This window comes from Micromonospora sp. NPDC050784 (genome assembly GCF_044456765.1).
Classification (GTDB): Bacteria; Actinomycetota; Actinomycetes; order Mycobacteriales; family Micromonosporaceae; genus Micromonospora; species Micromonospora foliorum.
The window spans coordinates 1-20,940 of the sequence record NZ_JBITGG010000022.1; the positions used below are offsets into that span (position 1 = coordinate 1).

Genomic DNA, 20,940 nt, shown 5'->3' on the forward strand with positions numbered 1-20,940 from the left:
GGGGGGGGCGGGGGGTTGGCGGGGGCACCTGCCGGCCGCCGCCGGGGGGGCCGCCGGGGGGGGCCCCCCCCGGCCCCCCCCGGGGGGGGGGGGGGGCCCCGGGCCGCCCCGGCCCCCCCGGGGGGGGGCGGGCCCCGCTGCCGTGCGGACGGGGCTCAGTGGCAGAGCCGGTCGATCTCCTGCTGGAACCGGTCCATCGGGTTCGCCTCGGCGGGGCCGAGCAGGTAGGTCTTCAGCTCCCGGCGGGCCTCGGTCAGCGGGTCGTCACCGGCCCGCGTGACCGTCACGATCTTCTCCAGCTCGCCGCAGTCCTTGGAGAGCAGGTACGCGGCCCGAGCCGTCGGGTACTCACGGCGGAAGTCGTCCTCCGACAGGCCGCCCGGGTTGGCCACCACGTACGGCCGCTGGCTCTGCACGAAGTCGGAGACCACACTGGACACGTCGCTGATCAGCAGGTCGGTCTGGTTGAAGCAGTCGAACAGCGCCGGCGTGCGGCCGGTGACCACCAGGTGCGCGGTGCCGTCCAGCGAGGACGCGTCCGGGTCGCCGCCGGCCGCACGGATCGCCGTGACGATCCGGTCGTGCACGACCTTCGCCGCCCTGGACCGCGACCCGGTGAGCGGGTGCGGCTTGTAGATCAGGCGGACGCGGGGATTCGTGGCGAGCAGTCCCTTGACGATCCGCTCACCCATCAGCACCAGCGAGGTGTGGTACGGGTCGTCGTCGAGCCAACCCTCCCAGGTGGGCGCGTAGAGCACGGTGAACGGCCGGTCCACCGACTCGGCGCCGAAGGTGTGCACCCCGGCGAGCTGCGGCCGGCCGATCTCGACGATGTCCGAGTCGAGCACCCCCACGCCGGCCCGCGCGTAGCGCTCCCGGCCGGCCAGGCCGGCGACCCAGACCTCGTCGTACACCTTGCTGTAGGGGTTGACGCTGGCCTGCTTGTCGCTGTCGCCGTGCCCGACGAAGACGTGCTTGGTGCCCGGCTCGCGCAGCATGTGGATGTTCGCGCCGACGTTGGCGGAGTAGAGCGCCGCGCGGATGCCGCCGAGGTCGAGGTTCATGAAGTCGACCCCGGCCGGTACGCAGATCACCGGCAGTCGGGTGTCGGCCAGCTCCAGGAACGCGTCCCGGCTGCGCATCAGCACCACCGCGCGCTGTTGCAGCGCCTCGGTCGGGGCGAGCCACATGTTCGCCTGGTAGACGTCCTTGGCCGGCCCGGCGAAGTAGAGCGCCACCTCGGGCCGGTAGTTGTCCAGCCAACGCTGGACCGCCGGCAGCAGCGGGCCCTGCCCCGCGCCCCGGCCCCGTAGCCAGGTCAGCGCGATGATGGCGCCCACCACACCGGTCGCCACGACCGCCACCGCGCCGGCCACGAAGAACGGCGTCGGGTCGTGCTGCACCGCGGCGGCCACGCCGGCCGGCACCAGCAGCAGGTTGAGCAGGGGCATCCGGTCACCGGCGACCGCCGCCGCCCAGGCGGGCGGCTGGGGGGCGCTGGACAGTGGACCCAGCTCGATGTTGCGCACCATGGCGGAGAGCGGGTTACGACGCTCGATCATGGTGGAGAGCGCACCGGCGAAGACCGACACGACCCACACCGCGGCCGGCAGCACGAGCAGCAGGGTCAGTTCGCCGTCGCTGAGCCGCACCTCGGCGGCGACCAGCAACACGGCGGCGAGGTCGCGGGTCAGCTGTCGGTACGACCAGTGCAGGCCCACCTTCTCCAACAGCAGCTGCGACGGCGGTGACCAGCGGGCGACGGCGAACTCGCCGATGATGGCGGCCAACCCGGCGACGGCGAACAGGCCGATCCAACCGAATACGCCACCGACGAGCATGACCAGGTAGGCCAGGACCAGTAGCGCACTCTGGGCGGCCACTCCGAGGCGTCCTGTCAACGTGCCGAACAAACGAGTTCGCTCCCTACGAGATTTCGTTGCGGGCGGTGCCCGTGATGGACCGACGTCACTCCCCCGTCGCACAGCGGCTCAATCGCGGCCGGCTGCGTGTGACTGCGACCTTAACGCGAGGGGACAGCTCGGTGTCGCTCGGGTATCCGGCACCATTTCGGGCAAAGTTCCGCACCGGGGCGCGCCCGACCCCATCCCGGGGTCGGGCGCTCGGTGCGGGTGCAGCGCTCAGCCGGCCCGCCGGAAGCAGGTCACCGCGCCGGGTGCCTTGCGCTTGGCGAACTCCTGGTAGCCCAGCTGCGGCGCGGTGTCGCGGGCGTACTGGTTGCCGTTGTAGACGCAGATGGTGCCCACGTCCAGGCGGTCCAGTGCCGGCTTCAGCTCGGCCGAGGTCGGGCTGGCGGTGCCGTCGGCGAAGTCGGCGAGCAGCAGTCGGTCCTTGGCGAACTGGGAGTTGAGGTCGTACTCGACGAGATAGAAGTCGCGAGGTAGGACAACCCGGACCTCGCTGGTGACGATCGGCGTCGTGCGCATGATCGTCTTCGGGGCGAGCAGCAGGCCCTGCGGACGGTCCAAGTCCTTGATCCAGAACGCGATCGCCTGACGCTGCTGCGGAAGCTTCCAGGTGGGACGGTCGTGCACGTCGACCCAGCTCTTCGGCGACCACATCGGGGTGGCGAACAGCGCGAACGAGGCGACCAGCAGCACCGCGATCCCACCGGACGCCGCCCGACGCAGCGCCGGGGTCGGCGCCGGCACGCGTACGGTGCAGAGCAGACCGATGAGCGTCGGCAGGGCGAGCAGCCACGGCACGCGCCAGAGCACCACCGAGATGCCACTCAACGCGCTCAGCACCTCCAGCACGCCGGGCACGAACAACACGCTCAACGCCAGGGCGGCGCCGGCGGCGAGCAGCGCGGGCGTACGCCGACGGGCGAGCAACGCCCCGCACCACAGCGCGAGACCGCTGATCACCCCGACCACACCGAACAGCAGGGTCCGCTTGTAGGTGTACGCCGCGTCGAAGAAGGCGTCGTCCGCCCCGGTCGCGCTCATCCCGCCGAGCACCAGCCGGGAGACCACCAGCGAGCCGATCGGGTACGCGAGGGCGGCGACCGCCGCGACGACGGCCGCCTTCCACCGGCCGACCAGCAGCATGGCGAAGCCGGCGGCGCCGACAAGCATCGGCAGGATGATCGCCGCGGTGTTGGTGAGGCCGATCGCGGTGATCGAGAGCGCCACGATGAGCAGCAGGCTGCGCCGCGACCGGTTGTCGAACCACTCGGTCAGGTAGAGCCACATCAGCGGGATGACCGCCGAGACGAACATGCCCTTGCCCTCGTGCAGCCGGGGAAGGTGGAACGTGCCCAGTGCGGCGTCCCCGCCGGCGACGAGGTAGAGGTACGCGATCGCCACGGTGAAGGCGAGCAGCGGACGACGCGGGGCCCACCGGTGCGTCAACCGCCACAGCGCCAGCGCCGCGAGCACCGCCATGATCGGCAGCAGCACGTACCAGAGGGCCGAGCTGGCGTGGATGCCGACGACATTGGCGAACGCGCCGTCGAAGACCTCGATCGACGGGATGGGCGGCTGCGAGCCCATGGCCGGCAGCACGTTCTCGGAGAACAGGAAGTCGTTGAGCGGGATCAGGTCACGCTCGGCGATCCACACCGACTTGCCGACGTAGTAGACGTCGTCCGGGGTGTTGCGGGCCAGGAAGAACGAGGAGATGCCGACCAGGACCGAGACGACAAGCGCGTACGCCGACTGCGCCGGGGTGGGCGCCGGCGCTGCCGGGGTGGACGTCGGGCCGCTCAGCCAGGCCTGGCGTACCAGCAGGAGCCCGCCGACGGCCGCGAGCAGGCCGGCCACCGCCGGGATCCACCAGGAGAGGTTGACGTCGGTGCCGGCCACACCGGCGGAGACGGCGGCCACGGCGGCGGCGACCAGAACCCCGACCAGCAGGCGGCGGTCGACGGCGGGGCGTGCGCCAACGGGTTCATCCTGAGCGGCCGGGGCGCTGTCGGCTGGGGCGCTGTCGGCTGGCGCGCTGTCGGCTGGGGCGCGGCGGCGGGCGCGCAGCACGGCCACGACCGCGAGCACCACACAGGCCAGCAGCCAGATCCGGAAGGTCACCGACGGACGCAGGTCGCCCAGGAAGGCCAGGTGGTAGAGCACGGTGAAGAGCGCGAACGCGATCACGGCGCCATCGGTGAGCACCGCCGGGGCGACGGCCACCAGCGCGCGTACCCGGGACAGCCCGGCGCGTTCGTTGGCGGGCCGGGGTGCCTGCCCGGTCCGCGGCGTCGGATCCGGTTCGGCGGGCGCTACGGCGATGCTGTCGACGTTGGCCACGGGCGTCCTTACTCGTCAGGCGGATGAGGGGCATCGGCACGGTGACGGCCGGGTGTCAAGGGGGCAGCGTAGCGGAATCGGACAGGGAGACCGCTGCTGCCGGCGGCCGTGTGTCGAGGGCTGGTCAGCCCGAGATCGGAGCCGCCCGGGGACGCGGCAGCACGCTGTCGGCGCCGAGCCCGGCCGCCACGGATTCGACCAGGTTGTCGAGGTAACCGTCGGTGAGCGGGAGCCGGGCGATGGCGAGCCGCCAGTAGAGCGGACCCACGATGAGGTCGATGGCGGCGTCGAGGTCGGTGTCGGCGGGCAGTTCGCCACGCTGCACGGCACGGGTGACCAGGCGACCGCCGATCTCCTGCTGCCGGGTGTGCAGCACCTGACGCAGGGTCGCGTCGATGCTGGGGTTGCGGGCGGCCTCGGCCAGCAGGTCCGGGATGATCTGCGACGCCAGTGGGTGCCGGAGCGCGTGGGCCACCGCCTGGAACAGCAGTGCGAGATCACCGCGCAGCGTGCCGGTGTCCAGTGCGGGGAGCTTGCCGTGTGCCGCGGCGGCGACGATCTCCAGCACCAGGTCGAGCTTCGAGCTCCACCGTCGGTAGATCGCCGTCTTGCTGACGCCGGCCCGCCGGGCCACCGCCTCGATGGAGAGTCGGCCGTAGCCGACCGCGGCCAGCTCCTGCATCAGCGCGCGGCGGATCGCCGTGGTGATCTCGTCGCGCAGCACCGCCGCGCCGGCCGGGGCCCGCCTCTTCTCGGTCGTCATCGAGCGCTCTTATCGCAGGTCACGCAGGACAGCGTAGCGCAACGACGGTACGGTTGCGTCCCGACGTGTTTCGGACTACTGTCCTCGCAGCGACGAGGCGGCGCCCCGCGCAAATTTCCCACTAGGATTCGATCGTCGCGAGCAACCCCCGTCTGCACGAAAGATCGGAGCGCCATTTCCATGGCCACCACCGCGCTGGTCGACCCCGACACGGGCCTGACCCAGGCGCAGCTGGCCGCTCGGCACGGGCTACGGGTCGCCGGTGAGCGCCCCACCCTCGTCGAGTACAGCCGCCGACTATGGGCCTACCGGCACTTCATCGCCGCGTACGCCAACGCCAAGCTCGTCGCCTCGTACAGCAACGCCAAGCTGGGTCAGCTCTGGCAGGTGCTCACCCCGCTCACCAACGCGGCGGTCTACTACCTGATCTTCGGGGTGGTGCTGGCACAGAACAGCATCCCGAACTTCATCGCCTACCTGACCACCGGGTTGTTCATCTTCAACTTCACCCAGAGCGCGGTCCTGGCCGGCACCCAGTCGATCAGCAGCAACCTGGGGCTGATCCGGGCGCTGCACTTCCCCCGGGCCAGCCTGCCGCTGTCGACGACGATGACGCAGTTCCAGCAACTGCTGGCCTCGATGGTGGTGCTGATCGGCATCGTGCTGGTCACCGGCGAGCCGCTCACCTGGGAGTGGTTGCTGCTGGTGCCGGCGCTGCTGCTGCAGGCCGTGTTCAACGCCGGCGTGGTGCTGCTGGTGGCCCGGCTCGGCTCCAAGTCGAGCGACCTGAAGCAGGTCATGCCGTTCATCATGCGCACCTGGATGTACGGCTCCGGTGTCCTCTACAGCGTCAGCCTCTTCGAGCGGCTGCCCGGTTGGGCGACGACGCTTGTGCAGTACAACCCGCTGCTGGTCTACATCGAGCTTGCGCGGTACACGCTGCTCGAGGAGGCACCGCTGCTCAACGAGTCGCTGACCCAGCTCTGGCTGGTCGGCGCCGGTTGGGCGCTGGTGGCCGGCATCGGCGGTTTCATCTACTTCTGGCGCGGCGAACAGGAGTACGGCCGTGGTTGAGCACTTCGACGCCGCCCCCGAGGCGAGCGCGACGATGACCCGCACGCAGGAGCGCATCCCGACCGTGGTCGTGGACGACGCGCACATCATCTACCGCGTGCACCAGGGCGCTGCCGGTGGCACCACGCCGGTGGCCGCGCTGCGCCGGCTGGTCAAGCGCACCCACGCGCCGAACGTCCGGGAGGTGCACGCGGTCAAGGGCGTCTCCTTCACCGCGTACCGGGGCGAGGCGATCGGGCTGATCGGCAGCAACGGCTCCGGCAAGTCCACCATCCTGCGCGCCATCGCCGGCCTGCTGCCGGTCAACCGGGGCGCCATCCACACCCAGGGGCAGCCGTCGCTGCTGGGCGTCAACGCCGCCCTGCTCAACGACCTCTCCGGGGAGCGCAACGTCGTCCTCGGCTGCCTGGCCATGGGCATGCACCCCGATGACGTGGCCAAGCAGGCCGCGGGGATCATCGACTTCTCCGGGATCAACGAGCGGGGTGACTTCGCCAGCCTGCCGATGCGGACGTACTCGTCCGGCATGGCGGCCCGGCTGCGGTTCTCCATCGCCGCCGCCAAGAAGCACGACGTGCTGCTCATCGACGAGGCGCTCGCCACCGGCGACAAGGGCTTCCGTAAGCGCAGCGAGCAGCGGGTACGGGAGCTGCGGGAGGGCGCGGGGACGGTGTTCCTGGTCAGCCACCAGCTCTCCTCCGTACGGGACACCTGCGAACGGACGATCTGGCTGGAATCGGGCGTCATCCGGATGGATGGGCCCACCGACGAGGTCATCCGGGCGTACGAGGCGTACGCGAACAGCAAGTAGAGTTCCGGCGAACGTTCGGCATCGACACGGCACCTGAGGACCGCGTCGCCCGCGTTGGGGCGACGCGGTCCGCGCGTTAAGGTTCATTCCGTCGCCGCTCGGGCGGAACCTTCCGTTAACGCATCCCTGAGAGTGAGGATCCGGCAATGACGCAGGACCAGACCACTGGCCCGGACGCCGAAGCGGAGACCCAGACGCCGTGGCGGCCCTCGCGGACAGTGGCGGTGGTTCTGGCCGGAGGCACCGGGACGCGGCTGGGCCTCGGCATCCCGAAGCAGCTGCTGAAGATCGCCGGTAAGCCGATCATCGAGCACACCCTGGCGGTCTTCGAGGCGGCACCGGAGATCGACGAGATCATCGTGCTGATGGCCACCGGCCACGTCGAGGACGCCCAGCAGATCGTCGAGAAGGCCGGCCTGCGCAAGGTCACCAAGGTGATCGAGGGCGGTGACACCCGCAACGCCACCACCCGGATCGCCCTGGACGCGGTCGGCCCGGAAGACTGCAACATCCTCTTCCACGACGCGGTGCGCCCACTGCTCAGCGGCCGGATCGTGCGCGAGTGCGTCAACGCGCTCTGGACCTACGCCGCCGTGGACGTGGCCATCCCCTCCGCGGACACGATCATCCAGGTCGACGACAACGACTGCATCACCGACATCCCGGTGCGCTCCCGGCTGCGCCGGGGCCAGACCCCGCAGGCGTTCCGCTCCCCCACGATCCGTGCGGCGTACCGGATCGCCGAGGACGACCCGGACTTCGCCGCCACCGACGACTGCGGCGTGGTGCTGCGCTACCTCCCCGGCACCCCGATCAAGGTGATCGACGGTTCGGACGAGAACATCAAGGTCACCCACCCGGTCGACGTGCACCTGGCGGACAAGCTCTTCCAGCTCGCCGCGGCGCAGGCGCCCCGGTTGACCGACCACCGCAGCTACAGCGAGGAGCTGACCGGCCGCACCATCGTGGTGTTCGGCGGCAGCTACGGCATCGGCCACGAGTTGACCGAGCTGGCCCGGCGCTACGGCGCCCAGGTCTTCCCGTTCAGCCGTTCCAGCACCGGCACCCACGTGGAGCGGGCCGAGGACGTCGCGGCCGCGCTGACGACCGCCTTCGAGGCCACCGGCCGGATCGACCACGTGGTGGTCACCGCCGGCATCCTGGAGAAGGGCGCCCTCGCCGAGATGGACGAGGAGACCATGGACCGGCTGCTCCAGGTCAACTTCGTCGGCCCGGTGACCATCGCCCGCCAGGCCCTCCCGTACCTCCAGCAGACCAAGGGTCAGCTGCTGCTCTACACCTCCAGCTCCTACACCCGGGGCCGGGCCCGCTACGCCCTCTACTCGGCCACCAAGGCCGCCCTGGTCAACCTCACCCAGGCGCTCGCCGACGAGTGGGCCGACGTCGGCGTCCGCGTCAACTGCATCAACCCGGAGCGCACCGCCACCCCGATGCGGACGCGGGCCTTCGGCGAGGAGCCGGAGCACACCCTGCTCGCCGCGGAGGCCGTCGCCCAGTCGTCGCTGGACGTGCTGATCTCCGACCTGACCGGTCAGGTGATCGACGTACGCCGGGCACCCGGTGACGGGCCCACGCCGAGCGTGCCGGCCCAGGCCGGGTCGGGTCGGGTCGAGACGTCGGCCGGCGCGACGTCCGCGAACTGACGCCGACGCCTACGGAACCACGAACGGAGCGACATGCGCGGCGACCTGGTCCGAAAGCTGGCCGCCCGGTGCCTGACCACCGGGTTGGCCGTGCTGGCCTTTGTCGTGCTGGCGCTCACCGGCGCCACCGGCTGGGGGCTGGCGCTGGCCGTGGCCGCGCTGGCCGCGGCTGCCGCCGAGCAGCGGATCCGGCCCAGCGCCGACCTGGTGGCGGAGACCGCGTTGGTCGCCGCCGCGGTTCTGGTCGGCTACTCCCGGCGGTTGGATGACGGGCTCAACCTCGCGCTGGTCGCCACCGGGCTGGTCCTGCTGGGGCTGGTGCTGCTGGTGGGGCCGCTGCGCACCGCCGGCAGCCTGGAGATCCGGGCGGCCAACCTGCCGGTACGCGCCTGGACGCCGCTGATCGCCGGCCAGCTCGGCACGGCCCTGCTCGGGCTGCTCGCCGCGCTGGCGCTCGCCGCCGCTCTCGCCCTGCCGGCCGGTGTGGCGCTGGCCGCCAGCCTGCTGGTCGGCGCGGGCGCCGGTGCGGTCGCACTGGACCTGGCCCGGCGGCGGTTCCGGCCACGGGCCGGTGGCGGGGCGGTGGCCGCCGCGCTGCGCCGGCACCAGCCGGAGTTCCTGCTCTACTTCTCCGCGCCCCCCGGCTCGGAATACCAGGTCACCATGTGGCTGCCGTACCTGGAACGGATCGGCCGGCCGTTCCTGGTCGTGCTGCGCGAGCCGGAGTTCCTGGCCCCGATCGCGGCGGCCACCGACGCGCCGGTGGTCTACTGCCCCACCCTGGGGGCGATGGACGAGGCGTTGGTGCCGAGCCTGCGAGCGGCGTTCTACGTCAACCACGGGGCGAAGAACAGCCACTGCGTCCGCTTCACCCAGCTCACCCACATTCAGCTGCACCACGGCGACAGCGACAAGGCGCCGAGCGCCAACCCGGTTTCGGGGATCTTCGACCGGATCTTCGTGGCCGGGCAGGCGGCGATCGACAGGTACGCCCGCGCCGGGGTGCAGATCCCGGCGGACAAGTTCGTGGTGGTGGGTCGCCCACAGGTCGAGTCGATCGAGGTACGCCCGGAGCCCGCGCGAGGGTTGGCGCACCCGACGGTGCTGTACACCCCGACCTGGACCGGGCACCACGCCGACGCCAACTACTGCTCGCTGCCGGTGGCCGAAGGGCTGCTGCGCCGACTGCTGGAGCGCGGCGCGACGGTGATCCTGCGGGCCCACCCGTACACCACGCAGAACCCGGCATCGGCCCGCCAGTTGGGCCGCCTGACCGAGTTGCTCGTCGCCGATCGGGCCCGCACCGGCCGTCCGCACGTGGTCGGCGCGGCGGCTCGGGAGCTGAGCCTGACCGAGTGCGTCAACTCCGCCGACGCGCTGGTCTCCGACGTGTCCGGCGTGATCTCCGACTTCCTCTACTCCGGAAAGCCGTACGCGGTCACCGACATGGGCGACGAGGGCGACCGGTTCGTGGAGCGGTTCCCGCTGGCCGGGTCGGGTTACGTGCTGCGCCGGGACATGTCCAACGTGGACGAGGTGCTGACCGCGCTGCTGGACACCGACCCGCTGGCCGAGGCCCGCTGGGCCACCCGCCGCCGCTACCTGGGTGACTTCCCGGCCGAGTCGTACGCCGAGGCGTTCCTGACCGCCGCCCGCCGGGAGCTGGCACCGGCCGAGACCCTGACCGCGTCCACACCGGCGTAGCCCCGCTCAGCGGTACGGGTCGAGCAGCGCCAACACCGCCGCCGGGTCCTCCACGTGCGCGTTGTGCCCGAGACCGGGCAGCGTGGCCACCGGCACCCCGTACTCCTTGAGCTGTTCGTCGGTGACCATCGGGTCGTTCTCGCCGCGCGCCAGCACCACCGGAACGTCGGTCGCCGCCAGCAGCGCGGCCAGGTCGGGCTCGCCGACGGCGAAGGCGGCCGGGTCCATGGCGAGGCGCCACCGGCCGTCGACCTGACGCAGCCCGGCGTCCACCACCGGGTGGTCCGGCGGGACCAGGCCGACCAGTCCGGCGACGCGCAGGTAGCGGCGTGCCGCCTCGGTGCGGCTGGCGAACCAGCTCACCGGGCGGGCGGCGACCTCGGCGGCGCGGGTCAGCTCCGCGGGTGACCAGAGCGCCTTGATGCCCAGCCCGACCACCGCGTCCACAGGCGTCCCGGCGTCGCGGGCGGCCAGCGCCAGGCCAACCACCCCACCCAGTGAGTGCCCGAGCACGACCAACCGGTCGTCGGGGGCGAGGGCCTGCGCGATCCGCTGGGCGAAACCCGCGAAGGAGTACGACGGCAGCGGCGGCGCCCAGCCGTGGCCGGCGAGGTCCGGTGCCAGCCACCGCCCGGGCCAATGCTGCTCAAGGTACGGCGCCCAGGGCAACCACACGTCCCCGGTCGCCCCCATGCCGTGCAGCAGCAGCAGGACCGGCCTACGGCCGGCGTGACCACCCGATGTCTCCACCACGGCCGCAGTCTCCCACGGTTCACGGCCCGGTACGAGAGCCGTCGATGACGGCGTACGACGGACCGCGCGGACAAACGCCGCGGGCGCCGGCCCCTTGTGGGAGACGGCGCCCGCGGCGGTCAGGGTGCCCGGGTCAGGCGGAGTAGCCCCGGCTGGTGATCCAGTTGGCCAGGTCGATGGTGGTGATCCAGTACGACGGGTCGGCCGGGTTCGCCGAGTCGGCGATCCGTACGGTACGACCGTTGTCCTTGTAGCCCACGACGGCGATGTAGTGCCCGCCGCCGTAGGAGTGCCAGCCGCCGTCGGTGTCGGTGGCGTCCCCGACGACGTTGGCCACCACACCCCGGCCGTCGGTGATGGCGTTCACCACGTCGGCCTGGAGGCGGTCCATCTGCGCCGGGCTGGGCGCGCCGGGGAACATCCGGGTCCGGTACGGGGAGCCCTTCACCTCGGCGTTGAGCACCCGGGTGGTGTCCTCGGCCGAGTTCGTGCCCATCTCGGTGGTGCCCAGCTCGGCGCCGAGCTCCTCCTGGGTGCGGTCGATGCCGGCGGCGCTGAGCGCGTTCCGGGTGGCCGCCGGGCCGCAGTTGTAGTAGGTGTTCTGCGCCTCGTAGTCGTAGTCGAGCACCTTGGTCGCCGGGGGCTTCGGGCGCTCCGGCTTCCGGGTCAGGTCCGGGTTGCTGCTGGCCTTGGCGGCGGGGGCGCTGGTGGCCGGGGCGGCCGTGGTCGGCGCGGCGCTGGCCGAGGGGGACGCGTCCCGAGCCTCGCCGCGGGAGGCGGCGACGTCGCTGCGCATCTCGGCGACAGTGGTCGCGGTGCGCTGGCCGGCCGGGGCGTCGTCGGCAGTGGTGAGCAGGGCGCCGGTGGTGGTGGCGATCGCGAGGGCCGCGGCGGAGGCGGCGACGATCTGGTACGGACGCTCGGTGGCGAGGCGGCGGAGCTGACGCTGCAGGGTGTGCTTCACGGGGTCCTCCACGGATCGGGGGGAGAGCGGCACACCGGGGCCGGACCGGTATCCGGGCAGGCGCCAACGCACGGACCGTGGTCCGCGGATGGTGAACCGCTCAGGGGAACGCCCGGCGTGGCCGGGCGGGGAAGGCGATGACCCGGGGGGTCAGCTCACCGTCACTGGACGAGTGAGCGGGGGCACCGCCGCGCCGTGGAGGCGAGGGAACAACCGAGGGGTGGAAAGGTGCTGCACGAGGATGGGACTCCTTCCGACACCGCCTACCGGGTTAGCTGACGGATTCGGGCGGGAAGATCGCCCTACCGCGGGCCGTGGCTCGCGGATTCACCCCGGACTTACTGATGGGTCCCCGGTTCGTTGATCACGATTGAGCGGGTCGATGCGGCGTCGCGTCTTGCGATCGGTTACCGCACCGGACGGGACGACACTACTGGTCGCTCCACGCCCTGCCAAGCCAGGTTCACCTGCGTAAACCCCAATTGGCGCGACAATTTCTGCGCGTATTGCCGATGATGTGACTCGATGGGACAACCGGTTACGGCGACGCCTGCGGGCGACAACCGGACAGGCCGCGAAGAACGCGGCCATAATCGCGGGAACAATGCCGTCGATCGCGCCGACCGTCCGATTTCGCTATTGCGTGACCGGCCTCACATCACGGATCGGGCTCAACCCGCCCGGGCCGGGCGCCACCGTGCCACGACGGCGGGACGCATCGCCCCGGCCACCGTCCGGCGAGCGGGCACCGGGGTCGGGCGCAGCCGGGCTGCCGCCGTGTACGCCTCCTCGGCGAGGGTACGAGCCGACTCGGCGGCCAACTCCGCGTCGCGCCAGGCGGCCCGCTCACGGTCGGCGGCCACCCGGTAGTCGGCCAGCCGCGCATCCCGGACCACCCGGCTGACCAGCACCTCCTGCTCGACCGGGTGCCGCCGGGGATCCCAGCCACGCCGGTGCCCGAACACGTCGCCGAGCTGCGCCATGCTCAGGTCGCCCCGCCAGTACGCCGCCATCGCCGCGCGGTGCAGATAGCGTTCCCGGGCGGCGTACTCGGCGGGGGTGTGCGGGGTCTGCGGGGTGGGCAGCGCCCCGGCGCCCGCGAAACGACGCGCGACGGTGTCCGCCTCGTCGTACCCGATCCAGGCCCGCTCCAGCTGATCCTGAGCGGCCAGCCAGGCGGCACGTCGCCGCCGGGCGGTGGTGGCCGCGCCGGCCGCGGCGACGGCCACCTCCTCGGCGTAGCGGCGACTGTCGACGGCCTCGGCGGCGGCCAACTCCCGGGCGGTGGGCGCGGCCGGGGGCGGATCGTCCGTGGGCCGGTCCTGTTCCGGGCGGGCGGCCAGCACGGTGAGCAGGCCCAGGGTCAGCAGGAACAGCGTCGACCAGATGGCGGCGGCCCGCGGCACCTCGGTCACGAACTGGTAGAAGACGACGGTCTCCATGGTCGGCACCTCGGGGAGAGAGCAGTGCGATGGGAGCCGCGCCGGCAGCGGGCCACGGTGGGCCACGGGCCGGCGGGGTGGGAAGCGGGTGGGTCGACAGGGCGCGGAGACGGGACGGTCGTCCCGGTGGCTCAGCGCCCGGGTGGGGCCCGGGAGGCCCGACCGCTCGCACCGTCGACGAGGGGCAGCCGGTCAGACCCGGCCACGCGGACCGGCAGCGGGCCGGCCGTGACGGTGCCCTGATCGCCGGGGAGCGCCACCGGCGTGTCGACCGACCAGGCCGGCACCGACTCCTCGGCGGCCTCCGGCGGTATCGCCGCAGCCGGGCGCGCCGCACCGTGCGCCCCGGCGTGCCGATAGGAGGCGGCTGGCGGCACGGCAGCGACGGAGGCCGGCACCGCGCTCGGCGTTGGCACCGGGCTGGGCGTCGACGCGGCGGCCGTGGCCGGGCCTGCGCCGAGCGCCAGGGCCGCGACGACGGCGAGGCTGGTCAGCACCCGCGTCGCCCAGCGCGCCACCCACCACAGCGGACAGGTGAACGCAACCGGAAGCACGTCCCCACGCTACCGTCGCGCCGACCCGGGCGCACCGACCACGGGCGTGTCGGAGCACGCCGCGCCGCCCCCGTCTGACCAGGGTGGACGCTGTCAGCGCCTGTCGACGTACGTTGATCGACCGCCGGCCTGACCGACCTCCTCGGCGGCCCCGCGGGCCTCGGCTCGGGTGCTGCTCGCGGGGTCTCGGGCGGCGTCGTCGCCGACGGTGCGCTGTCGGGGGACGGGTGCCGGACGGGCCGCACGGCGCGGCGCGAGCCGGCGCATCATCGGGGTCTCGACGAAGCGGTGCAGCAGCCCCGCGAGGATCAGGTTCGTCACCAGGAAGCCGAGCACCACGGCCGGGCCGCGCCAGCCCGCGAAGCCGATCCCCCAGGTTCCGCTCCAGCGCAACACGCTCGTCATCACCAGCACGTGCACCAGATAGAAGGCGAACGAGACCTCACCGAGCCAGACCAGCGGCCGGGACCGCCACGGCGAGCGCCGACCCCGCACGTCCGCGTCCGCGGCGGCGGCGATCACCAACAGGTACGCGACCGCGAGCAGCGTGGTCCACAGCTCGGCGCGGATCCACTGCGCGGCCGCCACCCAGGTGACCAGGAAGATCCCGCTGGCCACGGTCAGACCGGGGCCGCGCCAGAGCCCCCGGCGCATCAACTCGGCCGCCACCGCGCCCAACCAGAACTCCAGCGACCGTACCGGCGGGAAGATCTGGGTGAACCACCACCGACTCACCTCCGGCACCAACTCCTGCGCCGGCCAGAGCGCGAGGATCAGCAGCGGCAGCGCGACGATCAGCGTCCAGAGCACCTTCGGCCGGGCCCGGCGCAGCAGCGGCAGGGCCAGCGGCAGACAGAGGTAGAAGAAGAACTCGCAGGAGAGCGACCAGCTGACGGTGTTGATGCTGTAGAACCAGCCCGGCCGGGGGTCCCACGCCTGCAACAGCAGCAGGTTCTCCAGCGCCGCCGCCGGTAGGACCGGGTCGGCGAACCACGCCGCGACCGCCAGCGTCGCCGCCCACAGCACCAGGTGGTTGGGGTAGATCTTGGCGATCCGTCGCCGCCAAAAAGTACGCCGGGAGTCGCCCGGACGGGCCGACCAGACCAGCACGAAACCGCTGAGGATGAAGAAGAACTGCACCCCGGAGAGGCCCAGGGTGAACAGCGCGTCGACCACGGCCTTGTAGTCCGGCTCGGCGATGATCCGCATGGTGCCGGCGTGAAAGCCGAAGACCAGCAGGGCGGCGATCCACCGCAGCCCGGTCAGCGAGGGCAGCCGGGCCGGTGCGGGTGCGGGCCGGGCGGCCGACACCGCGGCGACGCTCGTCATGCCGGGATCCCGACGCTCGGCAGGGTCACCAGCACGGTCGTATCCTCCTCGGCGCGGCGTCGGACGGCGCGACGGCGACGCCCGCGACGACCCGGCAGGGCCGCACCGAGGCACCCTACCGGGTCACTCCCGGGTGAACCGGACGCGTCCCACCCGCCCCACGAGCCCGCGTTCCCCGGACCGGGGAACCACCCGCCGGTCGGCGTTAACCTTCTGCTGGGCGGGAGTTCAGAGATTCCACCATCGGCGGCAACGTCAGGTTCCGGGGCCGGCCACCCGGGTCGTCGAAGGTGGCGGACGTGGTCAATGAGCCGACGCACGCACCGCTGCTGAGCATCGTCGTGCCCGTGTACGGCGTCGAGGCGTACCTGTACCAGTGCCTCGAGTCGATCCGGGCCGACATCCCGGCCGGCGAATCGGACGCGGTCGAGCTGATCGCCGTCGACGACGCCTCCCCCGACGGCTGCGGCACGATGCTCGACTCGTACGCGGTCGGCCGCGACGGCGTCCGCGTCGTGCACCTGAGCAGCAACGTGGGTCTGGGGCTGGCCCGCAACGCCGGGCTCGACGTGGCCACCGGCCGGTACGTCTGGTTCGTCGACAGCGACGACTGGTTGCCGCCGGGCACCATCGCGGCCGTGCTGGACCGGCTGCGCCAGCACCAGCCCGACGTGCTGATGCTCGACCACCTGCGGGTGCACGAGGACGGCCGGCGCGAGGTCGACGCGAGCAGCCCGCTGCTGCACGGAATTCCCGGCGTCACCCGGCTGGCCGACCAGCCGCAACTGCTGCGGGTGCAGCACACCGCCTGGAACAAGGTGGTCCGCCGGGACTTCATGGACGAGCTGGAGCTGCGGTTCTTCCCCGGCTGGTACGAGGACATCCCGTTCAGCCACCCCCTGCTGATCGGGGCCGAGAAGATCTCCGTGCTGGACCGGGTCTGCTACCTGTACCGCCAGGGCCGCCAGGGCGCGATCACCTCCACCCGCAGCGGCCGGCACTTCGACGCCTTCGACCAGTACGAGCGGCTGCTGGACTGGGTCACCCGGAAGCACCCGGACGAGCGGTTGCAGGCCGAACTCTTCGAGCTGATGATCAGCCACTACCTGGTGGTGGTGGGCAACGACGGCCGGCTGCACCCCCACCTGCGGCGCGACTTCTTCCACCGGGCCGCCGCGCACTACCGTCGGTACCTGCCCACCGGCGGCTACCCGCTCCCCCCGGGCGTGGCCGGGCTCAAGCACCGCCTCGTCGGGCGGGGTGACTGGTTGGCGTACTCGGCACTGCGCCAGGCCCACCGGGTCGCCGGTCGCCTGCGTCGGCCCGGCCCGGCGGCCGGCGCCGACGGTGGTTCGCCCGCCGCCGACGAGGACGCGGGCCGAGCGGCGGACGCCGCGCCGGCGAGTGACGGTGGGCTCGCGCCGGAGCGACGCGACGCGCTGGCCGGTGGCTGGCTGCCGTGATCGACCGCACCGCAGAGCACGCCGGGGGCCGGGGCGGCTCCCGGCGCCCTGGTTTTCCAGGTCGTCCGCCCGCCGGGTGGACGACGACAGCACCACCGCACCCCGGTGCGGGCGTACCTGAGCAGAGGTCGGAATGACGGCGACAATCAAGATCGGACCGCACGCGGTCGGTGCCGGGGAGCGACCGTTCGTGGTCGCCGAGATGTCCGGTAACCACAACGGCGACCTGAACCGGGCGCTGGCCATCGTCGACGCGGTGGCCGAGAGCGGGGCGCACGCGCTCAAGCTGCAGACGTACCGGCCGGACACGATCACCATCGACGTCGACACCCCGGCGTTCCGGATCTCCAGCGGGCACGAGCTGTGGGGCGGGGAGAACCTGTACCGCCTCTACGAGCGCGCGCACACCCCGTACGAGTGGCACGCGCCGATCTTCGAGCGGGCCCGCGAGCGTGGCCTGACCGTCTTCTCGTCGCCGTTCGACGCGACAGCCGTGGAGCTGCTGGAGTCGCTGGACGCGCCCGCGTACAAGATCGCTTCGTCGGAGCTGGTCGACCTGCCGCTGATCCGGCTGGTGGCCAGCACCGGCAAGCCGATGGTGATCTCCACCGGAATGGCGACGGTCGCCGAGATCGACGCCGCCGTGCGCACCGCCCGGGACGGCGGCGCGGCGGGCATCGTCCTGCTGGCCTGCACCGCGTCCTACCCGGCGCCGCCGGCCGACAGCAACCTGCGCCGGCTGCCGGTGCTGGCCGGTGCGTTCGACGTGCCGGTCGGGCTCTCCGACCACACGCCCGGCATCGGGGTGGCGGTCGCCTCGGTGGCGCTCGGCGCCTGCTTCATCGAGAAGCACGTGACGCTGGACCGGGCCGACGGCGGCGTGGACTCGGACTTCTCCCTGAACCCGGCGGAACTCACGGCCCTGGTCGCCGAGTCCGGCCGGGCGTACGCGGCGCTGGGCGGCACCGCGATCGGCCCCACCCCCGCCGAGCGGGAGGGGCTGCGGTTCCGCCGCTCGCTCTTCGTGGTCGAGGACGTCCGGGCCGGCGACCCGGTGACCGCGCACAACGTCCGCTCGATCCGGCCGGCCGGCGGGCTGGCCCCCGTGGAGATCGACCGGGTCCTGGGCCGCACCTTCACCACCGACGTCCCCCGAGGCACCCCCCTGAGCTGGGACCTGATCTGACCGGTACGCGCACCGCCCCACCCCCGCCCGGGCCAGCCGTGTCGATCATGGACTTGTGGTGGCCGTTTAGACCCCCGGTGCCTGCTTTGTGAAGCACCACAACTCCATGATCGACCGGGGGGCGCGGGGCGGGGGGCGGGGGCGGGGGGCGGGGGCGGGGGGCGGCTCTACCGGGAGCAGCCGCCGACTGCGGCGGCCCGGTCGATGGGGGCGAAGCCGACGGTGACCACCAGGTCGGCCACCGCGAGGGTCCGCCAGACCGCCGATCCGTCGGCCGGCGTACCCAGGCCGTGGCGCCGCCACCAGACCGCCACCGGCACGTCGGCCAGCTTGCAGCAGCACTCGGCCCGGGTCCACCGGGCCCAGAAGTCGCCCGCGCCGAACCGGCGGGCCAGCGCCGGGGGCACCGGGGCGTCGGCGCGCTCCGCGTCGATGGCCACCCGCCAGCCGGGCGCCGGTGGGCCGTACCAGCCGACGCACCGGCCGTCGTCGAGGTGACTGCGGGTCACCGCGTCGGCCATCGCGGTCGGCGACCCGATGCGTAGGTGCCGCTCGGCGGCGGCGAGCAGCCCCGGCACCGGACGCGGCACGGCGGCGACGCCGTGCCGCGCTGGTTGCACCGGGAGGACAGCCGGCCGCAGGTCAGATGGAGGCGGCACCGTCCACCACGATGACCTGGCCGTTGATGTTGGTGTGTTCGCGCAGCAGCATCCGCACGACCGGCGTGACCTCCACCGGCTCGGTCAGATGACCGGTCGGGGTGCGGCGCACGATCTGGTCGAGCTGGGTCGGACCGAGCACGGCGGACATCTCCGAGGCGAAGAAGCCGGGCGCGACCGAGTTGACCAGCATCCGGCCGCCCAGCTCGCGGGCGAGCGAGCGGGTGGCGGCGTCCATGCCGCCCTTGGTGGCCGAGTACGCGACGAGGCCGGGGAAACCGCGCTGCCCGCAGATCGAGGTGATGTTGACGATCCGCCCGCGCAGCCCCTTGGCGAGCATCCGGCGGATCACCAGCCGGGTCAGCTGTAGCGGGGCCGTCAGGTTGGTCTCGATGATCCGGGCGATGTCCTCGGTGGCGGTGTGCGCGTGCAGGGAGTCCTGCCCCATGGCGGCGTTGTTGACGATGCCGTCGATCGGGCCGAGGCGCTGCTCCACCTCGCGGACGAAGCTCTGTGCGGCGCGCAGGTCGGTGACGTCCACCGAGCCGACGTGCAACCGGTCGGGGTGCTCGACGGCGAGCTTCTCCAACTCCGGGGTGATGGTGCGGGCGAACGCGGCCACGCGTACGCCCGCGTCGAGCAGGTCGGTGACGATGGCCAGGCCCAGGCCGCGGGAACCGCCGGAGACGAGGACCACGGAGCTGGGCGGAACGAGCTGGGTGTCGGCGGGCTCAGACATCGCTCTTCAGGGTCTCCTTGACGGGAATGTCGCTCAGGACGCGAATGCGGCGCGGCACCGCGTGTTCGGGAAGCCGGTCGGCGCACCAGCGGACCAGCGCCGCCTCGTCCGGCACACCACTGTCGACGGTGGCCGGGTCGGTGGGGGCCAGGACCACCTCGGCGACCACCATCCGCCCGAGCACCGGGGCGCGGCGGCCGGTCACCCGGGCCCAGGCCACCGCCGGGTGCCCGGCCAGCACGCCGCGGACCACGCCGGCGGAGACCTTGTTGCCACCGACGTTGATCTCGTCGGAGTCCAGTCGGCCGGTGATCAGCACCCGGCCGTCGAGCACCTGCACCCGGTCACCGGTGCGGACCGGGCCGGCGAGACCGGCCCCGTGGTACGGGGAGGTGACGACCAACTCGTCGTCGCGGACGAAGAGCGTCGGTCGGCCCGGGGTCTCCCGGTCCAGCCACTCGGCCGGGAACCCGGCCCGCCCGTCGTGCACCACAATGGACGCCCCCACCTCGGAGGACGCGTAGATCCAGGAGATCCGGGCCGCCGGGAAGACCTCCCGCAGCTGGTCCAGGATCGCCTGGTCCACCGGCTCCCCGCCGAGGGTGACCTGGCGCAGCGGCACCCGGGCCAGCGCGTCGGCGTCGCGGTAGAGGGTGCGGCGCCAGAACGTCGGGGTACCGGAGGCCGCGTCGACCCCGTGCGCGGCCGCGACCGAGGGCCAGTCGTCCAACTCGTCGGGCTCGACCACCACCACGTGCTGGCCGGGCTGGGTCAGCGACAGCGTGACCACCTGCCACCAGGCGTACGTGCCGGGGGCGTACGGGCAGAGCCAGGTCCGGTCGGGCTGGTAGGCCCGCACGGTGGTCAGCGTGTCGAGGGTGTGCCCGACCCGCTTCGGCCGCCCGGTGGAGCCCGAGGTCAACAGCCAGAGCCGACCGGGCTCGGCGACGCGCGGTCGGGCCGGTGCGCTCGGGTGCACGCCGTCGTCGTCGAGGACGCTGACGGTGAACCCGGCCTCCAGCAGCTCGGTGCGCAGCACCTCGTCGACCCGACTCGCGGTGCTGAGCAACAGCTCGGTGCCGTGCACGGCGTGCTGCCGCGCCGCGGTGAGCGCGTGCACGGCCGAGTGGGCGAGCACCGCCGCCGGGTCGGGCAGGGTGGGCGTCGGCAGCGAACGCCAGGTCAGCGCGGCGCCACCGACGACGAGCCGGTTGTCGACACCGGCCGGCTCCGGGTGCGCGGGGGCAGATTGGCGCGACGTCGCGACGGTCACTGGTGTTGAAGCTCGACGAGGAAGTCGAGGACGTCCCCGACGGTGGCGATGCGACGCAGCCCGGGGGCGTCGAAGTTGAGCTCCTCCCCCGTCTCGTCCTCCACCCGCAGGGCCAGCTCGGAGAAGTCGAGCGACCGGAAGCCGATCTCCCGCAACTGCGCCGCGTCGTCCGCGGGCAGCTCCTTGTCCTGGTTCTTCAGCACCTGAGCCATGAGGTCGCGGATCTGCGCGCGACTCAATTCGTTCATGCGCCGCAGTCTACAACCCAACGAATGGATATCTGATTTCCCGGTA

General features: G+C 72.6%; 18 protein-coding genes and 1 riboswitch. Of the genes, 6 read left to right on the top strand and 12 right to left on the bottom strand.

The window, feature by feature from the left end; all coding sequences use genetic code 11:
- Positions 1-155: 155 nt before the first annotated feature.
- The 3 genes from ACIBD9_RS25815 to ACIBD9_RS25825 form a co-directional block, all read right to left on the bottom strand.
- A complete protein-coding gene (locus ACIBD9_RS25815) occupies positions 156-1,913 on the bottom strand; it encodes a CDP-glycerol glycerophosphotransferase family protein (protein WP_396721555.1) in 1,758 nt (585 codons plus the stop codon).
- A 228-nt stretch (positions 1,914-2,141) separates the two neighbouring features.
- Positions 2,142-4,268 carry a DUF6077 domain-containing protein gene (locus ACIBD9_RS25820; protein WP_396721557.1) on the bottom strand — a complete coding sequence of 709 codons (2,127 nt, stop codon included), beginning with the start codon at positions 4,266-4,268 and terminating at the stop codon, positions 2,142-2,144.
- Between the two features lie 124 nt (positions 4,269-4,392).
- Positions 4,393-5,031: a TetR/AcrR family transcriptional regulator gene (locus ACIBD9_RS25825; protein WP_387176827.1), complete on the bottom strand. Its 639-nt coding sequence runs from the start codon at positions 5,029-5,031 to the stop codon at positions 4,393-4,395.
- A gap of 180 nt (positions 5,032-5,211) precedes the next feature.
- Between ACIBD9_RS25825 and ACIBD9_RS25830 the strand changes: the two genes are divergently transcribed.
- The 4 genes from ACIBD9_RS25830 (at position 5,212) to ACIBD9_RS25845 (ending at position 10,284) form a co-directional block, all read left to right on the top strand.
- Positions 5,212-6,105, top strand: a complete 894-nt coding sequence (locus tag ACIBD9_RS25830; RefSeq protein ID WP_396721558.1) for an ABC transporter permease — start codon at positions 5,212-5,214, stop codon at positions 6,103-6,105.
- Positions 6,106-6,139: 34 nt separating this feature from the next.
- A complete protein-coding gene (locus tag ACIBD9_RS25835; RefSeq protein WP_238657093.1) occupies positions 6,140-6,916 on the top strand; it encodes an ABC transporter ATP-binding protein in 777 nt (258 codons plus the stop codon).
- A gap of 146 nt (positions 6,917-7,062) precedes the next feature.
- Complete coding sequence (locus tag ACIBD9_RS25840) at positions 7,063-8,580, top strand: D-ribitol-5-phosphate cytidylyltransferase (protein ID WP_396721560.1); 1,518 nt, start codon at positions 7,063-7,065, stop codon at positions 8,578-8,580.
- 33 nt (positions 8,581-8,613) lie between these two features.
- Positions 8,614-10,284: a CDP-glycerol glycerophosphotransferase family protein gene (locus ACIBD9_RS25845; RefSeq protein ID WP_396721562.1), complete on the top strand. Its 1,671-nt coding sequence runs from the start codon at positions 8,614-8,616 to the stop codon at positions 10,282-10,284.
- A gap of 6 nt (positions 10,285-10,290) precedes the next feature.
- Here the strand turns inward: ACIBD9_RS25845 and ACIBD9_RS25850 are convergent, their stop codons facing one another.
- The 5 genes from ACIBD9_RS25850 to ACIBD9_RS25870 all read right to left on the bottom strand — a co-directional run bounded on the left by ACIBD9_RS25850 (position 10,291) and on the right by ACIBD9_RS25870 (position 15,326).
- Positions 10,291-11,037, bottom strand: a complete 747-nt coding sequence (locus tag ACIBD9_RS25850) for an alpha/beta fold hydrolase (RefSeq protein WP_396721564.1) — start codon at positions 11,035-11,037, stop codon at positions 10,291-10,293.
- Between the two features lie 133 nt (positions 11,038-11,170).
- Positions 11,171-12,013 (bottom strand): C39 family peptidase, encoded by an 843-nt coding sequence (locus ACIBD9_RS25855; RefSeq protein WP_396721565.1) that lies wholly within the window; start codon positions 12,011-12,013, stop codon positions 11,171-11,173.
- 233 nt (positions 12,014-12,246) lie between these two features.
- Positions 12,247-12,388, bottom strand: a riboswitch (cyclic di-AMP (ydaO/yuaA leader).
- Between the two features lie 284 nt (positions 12,389-12,672).
- On the bottom strand, positions 12,673-13,443 hold the full coding sequence (locus tag ACIBD9_RS25860) for a hypothetical protein (protein WP_396721567.1): 771 nt from the start codon (positions 13,441-13,443) through the stop codon (positions 12,673-12,675).
- Positions 13,444-13,574: 131 nt separating this feature from the next.
- Entirely contained in the window at positions 13,575-13,997 is a 423-nt protein-coding gene (locus tag ACIBD9_RS25865; protein WP_396721569.1) for a hypothetical protein, read from the bottom strand.
- Between the two features lie 93 nt (positions 13,998-14,090).
- A complete protein-coding gene (locus tag ACIBD9_RS25870; protein WP_396721571.1) occupies positions 14,091-15,326 on the bottom strand; it encodes an acyltransferase family protein in 1,236 nt (411 codons plus the stop codon).
- A gap of 299 nt (positions 15,327-15,625) precedes the next feature.
- On the opposite strand from ACIBD9_RS25870, the gene ACIBD9_RS25875 reads away from it, so the two are divergent.
- Both ACIBD9_RS25875 and pseI read left to right on the top strand, forming a co-directional pair.
- Complete coding sequence (locus ACIBD9_RS25875; protein ID WP_396721573.1) at positions 15,626-16,789, top strand: glycosyltransferase family 2 protein; 1,164 nt, start codon at positions 15,626-15,628, stop codon at positions 16,787-16,789.
- A 133-nt stretch (positions 16,790-16,922) separates the two neighbouring features.
- Positions 16,923-17,975, top strand: coding sequence for a pseudaminic acid synthase (gene pseI / locus ACIBD9_RS25880; protein ID WP_238662062.1), 1,053 nt, complete (start codon positions 16,923-16,925; stop codon positions 17,973-17,975).
- Between the two features lie 167 nt (positions 17,976-18,142).
- Here pseI and ACIBD9_RS25885 read toward each other — a convergent pair whose 3' ends face one another.
- The 4 genes from ACIBD9_RS25885 to ACIBD9_RS25900 are packed head-to-tail and all read right to left on the bottom strand — an operon-like array spanning position 18,143 to position 20,894.
- Positions 18,143-18,634, bottom strand: coding sequence for a hypothetical protein (locus ACIBD9_RS25885; protein WP_396721575.1), 492 nt, complete (start codon positions 18,632-18,634; stop codon positions 18,143-18,145).
- The gene (locus ACIBD9_RS25890; protein ID WP_396721576.1) at positions 18,618-19,373 is read right to left on the bottom strand and encodes an SDR family NAD(P)-dependent oxidoreductase; all 756 of its coding nucleotides are present in this window, start codon (positions 19,371-19,373) and stop codon (positions 18,618-18,620) included. Before ACIBD9_RS25890 ends, ACIBD9_RS25885 begins: the two co-directional genes overlap by 17 nt.
- A complete protein-coding gene (locus tag ACIBD9_RS25895) occupies positions 19,366-20,646 on the bottom strand; it encodes an AMP-binding protein (protein WP_396721578.1) in 1,281 nt (426 codons plus the stop codon). The genes ACIBD9_RS25890 and ACIBD9_RS25895 overlap by 8 nt, the downstream gene beginning before the upstream one ends.
- On the bottom strand, positions 20,643-20,894 hold the full coding sequence (locus tag ACIBD9_RS25900) for an acyl carrier protein (protein ID WP_091401397.1): 252 nt from the start codon (positions 20,892-20,894) through the stop codon (positions 20,643-20,645). The genes ACIBD9_RS25895 and ACIBD9_RS25900 overlap by 4 nt, the downstream gene beginning before the upstream one ends.
- Positions 20,895-20,940: the final 46 nt, after the last annotated feature.

Excerpts from the sequence above, each read along its gene's own strand:
- ACIBD9_RS25840 (WP_396721560.1), top strand. The coding sequence starts at position 7,063 with ATGACGCAGGACCAGACCACTGGCCCGGACGCCGAAGCGGAGACCCAG.
- ACIBD9_RS25845 (WP_396721562.1), top strand. The coding sequence starts at position 8,614 with ATGCGCGGCGACCTGGTCCGAAAGCTGGCCGCCCGGTGCCTGACCACC.
- ACIBD9_RS25825 (WP_387176827.1), bottom strand. The coding sequence starts at position 5,031 with ATGACGACCGAGAAGAGGCGGGCCCCGGCCGGCGCGGCGGTGCTGCGC.
- ACIBD9_RS25870 (WP_396721571.1), bottom strand. The coding sequence starts at position 15,326 with ATGACGAGCGTCGCCGCGGTGTCGGCCGCCCGGCCCGCACCCGCACCG.
- ACIBD9_RS25830 (WP_396721558.1), top strand. The coding sequence starts at position 5,212 with ATGGCCACCACCGCGCTGGTCGACCCCGACACGGGCCTGACCCAGGCG.
- pseI (WP_238662062.1), top strand. The coding sequence starts at position 16,923 with ATGACGGCGACAATCAAGATCGGACCGCACGCGGTCGGTGCCGGGGAG.
- ACIBD9_RS25835 (WP_238657093.1), top strand. The coding sequence starts at position 6,140 with ATGACCCGCACGCAGGAGCGCATCCCGACCGTGGTCGTGGACGACGCG.
- ACIBD9_RS25860 (WP_396721567.1), bottom strand. The coding sequence starts at position 13,443 with ATGGAGACCGTCGTCTTCTACCAGTTCGTGACCGAGGTGCCGCGGGCC.
- ACIBD9_RS25900 (WP_091401397.1), bottom strand. The coding sequence starts at position 20,894 with ATGAACGAATTGAGTCGCGCGCAGATCCGCGACCTCATGGCTCAGGTG.
- ACIBD9_RS25890 (WP_396721576.1), bottom strand. The coding sequence starts at position 19,373 with ATGTCTGAGCCCGCCGACACCCAGCTCGTTCCGCCCAGCTCCGTGGTC.